General features: G+C 67.2%; 11 protein-coding genes. 6 read left to right on the top strand and 5 right to left on the bottom strand.

Annotation, left to right across the window (positions count from 1 at the left end; translation table 11 throughout):
- The 3 genes from CF70_RS06255 to CF70_RS06245 all read left to right on the top strand — a co-directional run.
- Positions 1-841: EamA family transporter (locus CF70_RS06255; protein ID WP_235184908.1), on the top strand; the 841-nt coding region annotated here is incomplete at its 5' end.
- A gap of 24 nt (positions 842-865) precedes the next feature.
- Positions 866-1,189, top strand: coding sequence for a hypothetical protein (locus tag CF70_RS37430; RefSeq protein WP_035861986.1), 324 nt, complete (start codon positions 866-868; stop codon positions 1,187-1,189).
- Between the two features lie 102 nt (positions 1,190-1,291).
- Positions 1,292-2,281: a Bug family tripartite tricarboxylate transporter substrate binding protein gene (locus CF70_RS06245; RefSeq protein ID WP_035861984.1), complete on the top strand. Its 990-nt coding sequence runs from the start codon at positions 1,292-1,294 to the stop codon at positions 2,279-2,281.
- On the opposite strand, the gene CF70_RS06240 is transcribed toward CF70_RS06245, so the two are convergent.
- Positions 2,268-3,044 (bottom strand): response regulator transcription factor, encoded by a 777-nt coding sequence (locus tag CF70_RS06240; protein WP_081862041.1) that lies wholly within the window; start codon positions 3,042-3,044, stop codon positions 2,268-2,270. The two genes, CF70_RS06245 and CF70_RS06240, sit on opposite strands and share 14 nt — an antisense overlap.
- 297 nt (positions 3,045-3,341) lie before the next feature.
- Here CF70_RS06240 and CF70_RS06235 point away from each other — a divergent pair, with 297 nt between their 5' ends.
- Positions 3,342-4,040 (top strand): response regulator transcription factor, encoded by a 699-nt coding sequence (locus CF70_RS06235; RefSeq protein ID WP_035861981.1) that lies wholly within the window; start codon positions 3,342-3,344, stop codon positions 4,038-4,040.
- Entirely contained in the window at positions 4,037-4,852 is an 816-nt protein-coding gene (locus CF70_RS06230) for a hypothetical protein (RefSeq protein ID WP_051648080.1), read from the top strand. Before CF70_RS06235 ends, CF70_RS06230 begins: the two co-directional genes overlap by 4 nt.
- A gap of 81 nt (positions 4,853-4,933) precedes the next feature.
- Here CF70_RS06230 and CF70_RS06225 read toward each other — a convergent pair whose 3' ends face one another.
- From CF70_RS06225 to minC, 4 genes are all read right to left on the bottom strand, one after another.
- Positions 4,934-6,016 carry a porin gene (locus tag CF70_RS06225; protein ID WP_035861978.1) on the bottom strand — a complete coding sequence of 361 codons (1,083 nt, stop codon included), beginning with the start codon at positions 6,014-6,016 and terminating at the stop codon, positions 4,934-4,936.
- 341 nt (positions 6,017-6,357) lie between these two features.
- Positions 6,358-6,612: a cell division topological specificity factor MinE gene (gene minE / locus CF70_RS06220; RefSeq protein WP_006164360.1), complete on the bottom strand. Its 255-nt coding sequence runs from the start codon at positions 6,610-6,612 to the stop codon at positions 6,358-6,360.
- A 15-nt stretch (positions 6,613-6,627) separates the two neighbouring features.
- Positions 6,628-7,443 (bottom strand): septum site-determining protein MinD, encoded by an 816-nt coding sequence (minD, locus tag CF70_RS06215; protein WP_035861974.1) that lies wholly within the window; start codon positions 7,441-7,443, stop codon positions 6,628-6,630.
- 62 nt (positions 7,444-7,505) lie between these two features.
- The gene (gene minC, locus CF70_RS06210; RefSeq protein WP_035861970.1) at positions 7,506-8,336 is read right to left on the bottom strand and encodes a septum site-determining protein MinC; all 831 of its coding nucleotides are present in this window, start codon (positions 8,334-8,336) and stop codon (positions 7,506-7,508) included.
- A gap of 219 nt (positions 8,337-8,555) precedes the next feature.
- On the opposite strand from minC, the gene CF70_RS06205 reads away from it, so the two are divergent.
- The gene (locus CF70_RS06205; protein WP_035861967.1) at positions 8,556-9,527 is read left to right on the top strand and encodes a magnesium and cobalt transport protein CorA; all 972 of its coding nucleotides are present in this window, start codon (positions 8,556-8,558) and stop codon (positions 9,525-9,527) included.
- The last annotated feature ends 84 nt before the right edge of the window (positions 9,528-9,611 follow it).

The raw sequence follows: 9,611 nt of genomic DNA, 5'->3' as shown, positions 1-9,611 counted from the left end.
GGGGCTGCCGCCGGGCCAGCCGCTGCTGTCCGGCGTGATCCGCGCGCTGCCCGCCGGGCTGGCGATGCTGGCCTGGGGCCGGCAACTGCCGCGCGGCAGCTGGTGGTGGAAGGCGGCGTTGCTGGGCGTGCTGAATATCGGCTTGTTCCAGGCCATGCTGTTCATTGCCGCTTACCGCCTGCCGGGCGGGGTTGCGGCCACCGTGGGGGCCATCCAGCCGTTGCTGGTGGTCTTGCTGGCCTGGCTGCTGCTGGGCGCGCGGCCGCATCTTGCCGCCTGGCTGGCCGGCCTTGGGGGCATCGGCGGCGTGGCTTTGCTGGTGCTGGGGCCCGCCGCGCGGCTGGATGCCGTGGGCGTGGCCGCCGCCGCGGCCGGCGCTGTCTCGATGGCCTTGGGCACGGTGCTGGCCAAGCGCTGGCGTCCGCCGGTCTCGCCGCTGGTGCTCACGGCCTGGCAGCTCACCGCCGGCGCCCTGTTCCTGCTGCCGTTCGCGCTGGCCTTCGAAACCCTGCCGGCGCGCCTGACACTGCCCAATGTACTTGGCTACACGTGGCTGTGCGTGGCCGGCGCCGGCGTCAGCTACGCATTCTGGTTTCGCGGCATCGGTCGCCTGCCGACGGCGGCGGTGTCCGCGCTGGGCTTGCTGAGCCCGGTGAGCGCCACGGTGCTGGGCTTCCTGGTGCTCGGCCAGACCCTGAGCACGGCACAAATGGCAGGGGCTTTGCTGGTGCTGGCAAGCGTGTGGCTGGGCCAGCGCGCGCCGGTGGCTGCGGCGCAGCAGGGGCAGGGGCAGCAGGCAGCCGATGGCGCGCGATTGCCGTTGCCGCACCGACAGGGGTGAAAGGCGCGCCGTTTTTACGGCATCATGGCGGGCATGACGTCTGCCGTGCCTCCCCCCAACGCGCCGCGGCCCACCCGGCCGGCCTGTGACCACTGCCTCGCGCTCGCGGCGGATTCCCGCCGGCGTGAGCCGCATGCGCGCCTGGCGCTTAAGCACACCGCCCCGCTGGTGAGCCAGAGTGCGGCCGGCGTGCCGTTCAGCATGCTCACCTTCACTTGCCGCGAGTGCGGCACCGTATGGCGGCTGTACGACCGTGCCAACGAGCTGTTCGTATCGTGGGTAACCGATTGCCCGCTGGTCCCCCGTGGCCCGGCGGCGCCGGAAGGCGCGGCCGATCGGATAAGATAGCGCCCGTTTCCTGCATTGAGGCCGGCACCCGTCCCGGGCCGCCCAGCGGCGCCAGCGCGGCCGGTCCCGTCTCCAACCGTCGTCCTCGCCGTTCCCCCATTCATGTCCGCTTCCCGCCGAATTCCCTTGCTGGCTGCTGTTTCGGTGGCTGCCGCCGCCCTGGCCAGCCCGCTTGCCGCCACTGCCGCCGACGCGTATCCCGCGCGCCCGATCCGCCTGATCGTCGCCTATCCGACCGGCGGCATCAGCGATGCCGTGGCGCGCGCGCTCGGCGAGCGCCTGTCGGCCCAGACCGGCACCTCGGTGGTGGTGGAAAACAAGGCGGGCGCGGGTGGCAGCATCGGCATGGACGCCGTGGCCAAGGCCGCGCCGGACGGCTATACGCTGGGCTTCTCCTCGACCAGCCCGCTCACGCTCAACCCGCACGTCGGACACGTCAACTACGATCCGCAGCGCGATATCGCGCCGGTGATGAGCGTGATGTACTCGCCGGTGCTGGTGATCGCCACGTCAAGCTTCGGCGGCAAATCGTTCCAGGACCTGCTCGCACAGGCCAAGGCCAGGCCCGGCTCGGTGCGCTGGGCCACGTCGGGCCTGGGCACGGTCGGCCATGTCATGCTGGAGCAGGTCAAGGCGAAGTCCGGGGCCGACCTGACGCTGATTCCCTACAAAGGCGCCGGGCAACAGATGAACGACGCGCTTGGCGGCCAGTTCGAGGTGATGAGCACCAATGCCAGTCCCATGTTGACGCAGCACATGCAGGCCGGACGGCTGCGCGCGCTCGCGGTGGGGGCGCCCAGGCGCATCGAGTCGCTGCCCAATGTGCCGACCTTCGCCGAGCTGGGATACCCCAAGGCCAACCTGACTTCCACTTTCGGCATCTTCGCGCCGGCGCGCACGCCGGCGGCCATCGTCACGAAGCTGAATGCCGAACTGAACAAGGCCCTGGCCGAGCCCGAGGTGCGCGAGCGCCTGCTCAAGGGTGGCGAGGTGCCCACCGGCGGCACCGCCGCGCAGTTCGCCGCGGCGATCCGCGCGGAGTATGACGACAACGCCCGCATCGTGAAGGACGCGGGCATCAAGGCGGACTGAACCGCCGGCTGGCTGGCTGCTGGCGGCAACTGCCGCCGTTGCCGGCGCCGTGCGCGGGCCCTGATGGCCGGTCCGGCTGGTCGAGCAGATCGAGCCGGCAACCGCTCGCGTATACCGAGGACAGCAGCACGCCGTTGCGCGGACCCAGCGCGAGCTTGGTGCGCACGCGCGAGAGATGGCTGTCCACCGTGCGCGATGCCGGCGGCACGTCGCGCTGCCAGATTTCTTCCTCGATGGTCTGGCGCAGCAGCAACTGGCCGGCATGGCGGAACAGCAGCACGGCCAGTTCGTACTCCTTGGGCGCCAGCTTGACCGGGTGGTCGTTGACATAGGCGCGCCGCTCGCCCAGGACAAAGCGGTAGGCGCCAAGCGTGAGTTCGCCGCGGGCCTGCGCCACCGGCGCCATGCGCCGCAGCAGCGCTTCCACCCGCGCAGCCAGTTCGGCGTGGCGGATCGGCGCAGCCAGGAAGGCATCCGCGCCATGCGCGAAGCACTGGGCGATGTGGTCGTCGTCGCCGGTCTGGCTCAGCAGCATGACCGGCAGTTCGTCGCCGAGGGTGCGGCGTATCCACTGCAATATGTCCGGTGCCGGGATGCCGGGAATCTCCCAGGCCATCAGCAGCAGCTCGTAAGGCTCGTTGCGCAGGGCCTGCATCAGCGCGCCGCCTTCGCGAAAGCGCACCGAGTCGTGGCCGCTGAGGCTGAGTGCCTGCTCCAGCAGCATGGCACGGGCCGGGTTGTCCTCCAGTACAGCGATTCGCATGAAGTCTCTCCTCGCGCGCGGGCTTCGGCGCGCCTGCCTCCCGGGTCTGGTCGCCGCGCTGCGCATGGCGGCGCCGGGATGGCGCGGCACTGCCAGAGCATCTTAGCTTTGTGCCGTGTGCAGCGGAAAGCAAAAAGCCATCGCTAGCGAAATTTGAGAAAATTCCCATCCGAAAGCGTCTTCGCGCGGTTTTTAATAGCGGATAGCCCCGCAGCGTCGGGCCCCACTGGCGCCAGCGGCGCCAATCACCGCGAGACCGGCGGGCTACCAAGCCGTACCGGCCAACCAAGCATGGGAATGAAGATCGCTTCTCTCGAAGACGAACCGGCCGAGGCGGCCCTGATCCGCCAGATACTCGGCGAGGCCGGGCATGTCTGCATGACCTTCAGGCGCAGCCGCGAACTGCTGCTGCACCTGCGCGAAGAAAACTTCGACCTGCTGCTGCTCGACTGGCAGATGCCGGATCTTTCCGGCAAGGAGGTGTTGATGTGGGTGCGCGCCAACCTGGACCGGCGCGTGCCCGTGATGTTCCTGACCTGCCGCAATGCCGAGGAAGACGTCATCGAAGGCCTCGCCGCGGGCGCCGACGACTACATGCTCAAGCCGGTGCGGCGCGGCGAGCTGCTGGCGCGCACGCAGTCCCTGCTGCGGCGCGCCTACCCGGACCCGGCCGCAGGCGGCGAGCACGTCAAGCTGGCCGACTATGTCATCGACTGCGCCGCGCGCACGGTGGCCCACCGGGCCCGGCCGCTCAGGCTGACCCCCAAGGAATTCGACCTGACCGTGCTGCTGTTCCGCAACGAAGGACGCATCGTGTCGCGGGACCATATCGTGGCGGCCGTGTGGGGGCGCGAGCTTTCGCAGCTGTCGCGCACCATCGATACGCATATATCGCGTGTGCGCAGCAAGCTGGCCCTGCATCCCGAGCATGGGCTGCGGCTGCAGCCCGTCTACACGCTCGGCTACCGGCTCGAACTGACTGGAGGCGAGCGATGAGGGCGTGGCTTGGCAACTGGCTTGCGCGGCTGGCGGCGTGCCTGCGCGCGGCGGAGCAATGTATCGGGCGCCTCGCTGTCGACATGGGGGCGGGGCGGGAGGAGCGGGAGGCCGACGCATGCGCCGCCGTCATGCGCCTCCTGCCGGCCAGCGCCGGCGCCATCGATGTGGCGGCGTATGACAGCGAGGCGCTGGCGTCCTGGCAAACCGGCCTGCGCGCCCTGTCGCACGACCTGCGCGCGCCGCAGAGTGCCATCCTGGCACTGGCCGAGCTGCAACTGGTCGCACCCGAGGCGCTTGCGCACGATGCGTTCGCGGCGCAGGCGGCAGGCCATGCGCAGGCTTCGCTGCGTCTCACCGACGGCATTGCGCGGCTGTTGCGCGAGCTGGTCCACGGTTATCGCATGGAGGTGCTTGACCTGACCGCGCTGCTGCGTGAGGCCGCCGACGCGCTGTGGCAGGCGGCCAGGCCCGGAACCGAACTCCATCTGGCGGGGGCCAGGGTCTGGATACGGGGTGACACGGCGATGCTGTCCGAAGCCCTGCGCGTGCTGCTGGCCCTGGCACTGGACGCCGCCGGGGACACGCGGCCGCTGGTGCGCCAGCAGGTCGACGGACGCATCTGCCGCTTGTCCGTCGCCTTCGTGCCCGGAGCCGAGGCCGCGCAGGCGGCGGAACCGGTTGCGATGCAGTTCTGCCGCCGCGTGCTGTTGCGCCATGGCGGCATACTCGACATCGGCGGCAGCGCGGATGCGGACAACCGTGCCGGCCGGCCGGTCACCTGGCAACTGCGCCTGCCCGTGCTGTCATGAAAAACAAAAAAGCACCCGAAGGTGCTTTTTTGTCGTTTGGCGCCACCCCCGCGCGAGCAGAGGTCAAGCCTGAAAGGACAATCAGAAAATGTGGCGGATACCTGCGGCCACACCGGTCTGGTTGTTCCTGCCCGGCAGTTCGGTCTTCGTGCCGCCAGTCAGCTTGTTGTAGTCCACGGTGCCGTAGACCTGGGTGCGCTTGGACAGCGAGTACTCGGCCAGCAGCACGCCGGTGTAGCGGTTGCCCTGGTTGTTGGCCACGCCGTTCGTGTTCTGGACGTGGTCGCCGTAGAACACGCCGGTCAGGGCCAGCGCTGGGGTGACCTGGTAGGTCAGGCCCAGGTAGCCGGTCATGTCCTTGCGCGGGTTTGCCGCGAAGTTGCCGGTCGGGACCGGATTGGCGGTACCGGCTGCCAGTGCGTCGCCGTTCAGGCTGGCGTCGACGCTGCCGGTGCGGTCCTGGCCGCCGATGTAGCCCAGGAAGATCTTTGCCGGACCGATGCTGTACTTACCTGCCGCGCCCCACATTTGCTGCTTGTTGCCAGCCGCGTCGCGGGTGAGCTGGTATACGCCACCGAAGCCGAACGGGCCAACGGTGTATGCGGCGCGGACGCCATAGTATTGCGACGAGGTGAAGGAGCCGGCCTTTTCGCCGAAGCCATAGCTGCCGCCCACGTTCAGGCCGCCGAACTTGCCGTCGTAGCTGACTACGTTGTCATTGCGGAAGTTCGTCAGGAAGAACGGCCAGGCGTTGGCGGTGTAGTTACCGATCGTCAGCGGATCGAAGTCGCCGAAGAAAGTGAAGCCCTCGGTGTACTGGCGGCCCAGCTTCACGGTACCGAAGTCGCCGGACAGACCCACATATGCCTGGCGGCCGAACAGACGGCCACCCTGGTTTGCCCTGCCGGTATCCGGATCGAAGCCGTTTTCCAACTGGAAGATTGCCTTCAGGTTGTTGCCCAGGGCTTCGCTGCCCTTGATGCCCCAGCGGCTGTTGGTGATCGCGCCGTTGGTCAGCTGGTACAGGCTGTCGTTGTTGGCGTTCGAGTTGTTGGTGTAGCGCAGGCTCTGGTCGACGATGCCGTACAGGGTCACCGACGATTGAGCGTAGGCGCTGCCGGCCAGCAGCGTACCAATAGCAAGGGTGAGGGCTGATCTCTTCATGTGGCTCCTTTTCTGTTCTGTATTTGTTCGCGGCCGGATCACGGCGGCGAACGAGTTTACGTTTCGTGTAAACGCTCGCGGAAATTTAACAAAACAGAAAAGATTTAGACACTAATGCCCACCGTTGACGGGCCCTTTGCCGGCAATTGGTGCAAAAGCGTTGCGACGCCGCGACAGAACTATTAAATGGTGCATAGCGAGATGGCGTCGGCGTCATCTCGCTTTCCCCACGGTCGTGGGGCGCACCGGTGGCGCGCAGGCGTGTGGCTGGCCACGGTATGGCCAGGTAGCTACCGCATGACGGCCCGCCGCCGCCCGGACTTCGGGCGAGGGGGCGCGGCTTAACCCTGCGGGATCTCGATCTTGACCTCGAGCACCTCGAGGTTGTCCTGGCGCTCCAGGCTCACGCGCAGATCCTGGTCGCTGATCTTCACGTACTTGGAAATCACCGCGACCAGTTCACGCTGCAGGGCGGGGAGATAGTCGGCCGGCGCGGAATGGCCGGTGCGTTCATGGGCGAGGATGATCTGCAGCCGCTCCTTGGCAACCGAGGCGGACTTCTTCTTCTCGCCGAGCAGGAAGGACAGAATCGACATGATGGTGGACCCTCCTTACTTGTTGCCGAAGATGCGCGAAAGCAACCCCGGCTTCTGGTAGTCGGTGAAGCGCATCGGCTTGTCCTTGCCCAGGAAGCGGTCCACCACGTCGCCGTAGGCATCGGCCACGTCGGAGCCTTCCAGGTGGATGGCGGGCGTGCCCTGGTTGGATGCGTGCAGCACCGCCTCGGATTCCGGCACCACGCCGATCAGCTTGATGCGCAGGATTTCCTGGATGTCGGTCAGCGACAGCATTTCGCCGCCATGCACGCGCTTGGGGTTGTAGCGGGTGATCAGCAAGTGTTCCTTGATGGGATCGCCACCGTCCACGGCCCGCTTGGTCTTGGACGAGAGGATGCCGAGGATGCGGTCCGAGTCGCGCACCGAGGACACCTCGGGGTTGGTCACGACCAGTGCCTCGTCGGCGAAATACATCGCCAGCAAGGCGCCGGATTCAATGCCTGCCGGCGAGTCGCAGACGATGTACTCGAAGCCCATCTCGACCAGTCCATTGATGACCTTCTCCACGCCTTCCTTGGTCAGCGCGTCCTTGTCGCGGGTCTGCGAGGCCGGCAGGATGAACAGGTTCTCGCACTTCTTGTCCTTGATCAGGGCCTGGTTCAGGTTGGCCTCGCCTTGCACCACGTTGACCAGGTCATATACGACGCGGCGCTCGCAACCCATGATCAGGTCGAGGTTGCGCAGGCCGACGTCGAAGTCGATCACGGCAGTCTTGTGGCCACGCAAGGCCAGGCCGGCGGAAAAGCTGGCGCTGGTGGTGGTCTTGCCTACGCCTCCCTTGCCGGAGGTCACAACGATGATTTTTGCCATGGCTCTTGGATCCAGTAATGGTTGAAGCTTGCGCTGCTGTGGTTTGGGCTCTGCGGCGGGTGTTACTTCATCCGGAGCGGTTCTAGTATCAGTTTCTCGCCGGCCAGCCGCACCTGGGCCGATTTGCCCAGCACATCGGCGGGCAACGGCAGTTCGGCGGTGCGGTAGATGCCGGCGATCGACAGCAGTTCGGGCTCCAGGCAGGTGCAGAAGATGCGCGCCTGCGCGTTGCCCTTGACGCCCGCCAGCGCGCGGCCGCGCAGCGGGGCATAAATATGGATATTGCCTTCGGCGATCACCTCGGCGCCGTAGCTGACCAGGTCGAGTATCACGACGTCGCCGGCGGCGTAGATCTGCTGGCCGGAGCGCAGCGGCTTGTCGATCAGCATGGTGGCCGTGCCGCGCGAAGCGGCTTCGGCCAGCGCGGCGGCGGCCGCGGCCGCGGCTTCCACCTCGGCTGCCGCGGCTTTGGCTTCGGCATGCGCCTTCGCTTCGGCCTGTGCCTCGGCCTGGGCTTCGGCTTCGATCCCGGCCGGTGCCGCTACGGCCTGCGGCGCTTCGTCGCGTCCGCCGCGCCGGCTCTGGCTGTCCAGCAGGGGCAGGCCGAACGACTCGGCCCAGCCGCGCTGCGCCTCGCGCGCAACCACGCCGATGGCGCGGGCCTTGAGCAGGGCCAGGGTTTCGATCACGGTGTCCAGTGCGACCCTGTCGTCGCCTTCCAGGCGGCGCAGGTCCAGGGCGACCACATCATTGGAGAAGAAATCGGGGGTCGATTCGAAGCGGGACAGAAGATCGTCCCGCAGCGCTGCGATGTCAGCGGTCTTGAGAGCGAGTAGGAGGGCGTCGACATTGCCACTGCGCAGCTCGAAGCGTGGCGATTTCTTCTGGGACATAGTCGGTGACCGTGGAAATGGGACATTCTAACTTCGTCTGGGTGCAGAACTGTAACAAATGACCGATGCAGGCAGGCCAGTGCCGGATGCGGCGCGTTGATGACCCGTTTTCCCGGGCGGATGCATTGTCTTCGGCGCCGCGAGCAGGCAGCGGCACACCGGCGCGCCGTTCCGCTGCCGCTCTTGTTACGATTGCGCCATCTGAACAACGGAGTGCTCATGGGCGCGATCGTCAATAGTGTGGCCTACCGGGGCGGCAAGCGGCTGGGCGACGTGGGCGTGGACGAAATCAGCGAAGCGATTACCGTGCCCGGCACCTTTGTGTGGCTGGGACTGCACGAACCGGACCTGCCGCTGCTGCGCAAGGTGCAGCAGGAGTTCGGCCTGCATGACCTGGCGGTCGAGGATGCCCTGGACGCGCACCAGCGCCCCAAGCTGGAAACCTACGGCGACTCGATCTTCATCGTGCTCAACACCGCCCAGCTGGTGGACGAGGAGGTGGTGGTGGGCGAGACCCACCTGTTCGTCGGCCCCAACTATGTGGTATCGGTCCGCCACGGCGTGAGCAGCAGCTACGCGCCGGTGCGCGAGCGCTGCGAGAGCGATCCGCGCGCGCTGGCCAACGGCCCGGGCTATGTGCTCTACGCACTGATGGATTTCGTGGTGGATCACTACATGCCCATCGTCACCCGGCTCGAGGACGCCTTCGAGCAGCTGGAGGAAGGCATTTTCCGCGACGAGTTCGACCGCGCCGCGATCGAGCACCTGTACCACATCAAGCGCCAGGTGCTGCGCCTGCGCAACGCGGTCTACCCGATCGAGGAGATCTGCGGGCAACTGATCCGCCTGCACGAGGCGCTGGTGCCCAAGGAGCTGCGCGCGTACTTCCGCGATATCGAGGACCATGCCAGCCGCCTGGTGCGCACCCTCGACGTAGTGCGCGAGATGCTGACCACCGCGGTGCAGGTGAATCTGGCGCTGGTCACCGTGGGCCAGAACGAGGTGGTCAAGCGCCTTGCCGGCTGGGGCGCCATCCTGGCCATTCCCACGGTGGTGTTCAGTCTGTACGGCATGAACTTCAGCTTCATGCCTGAGCTGCAGTTCCACTATGCGTATCCGGTGGTGATCGGTGTGACGGTGCTGGCCTGCGGCGGGCTCTGGCGCAAGCTGCACAAGTCGGGCTGGATCTGAGGCGCGTGGCGCGGCCGCCCGGCCGCCGGCACCACGCCGCCCGGCAGCCCACCGGGGCCGCCGCGACTCCGGTCACACCGCCTT

It is taken from the genome of Cupriavidus sp. SK-3, from assembly GCF_000611145.1.
In the GTDB taxonomy this organism is placed as follows: Bacteria; Pseudomonadota; Gammaproteobacteria; order Burkholderiales; family Burkholderiaceae; genus Cupriavidus.
This window is presented reverse-complemented; position numbering and strand designations above follow the sequence as displayed.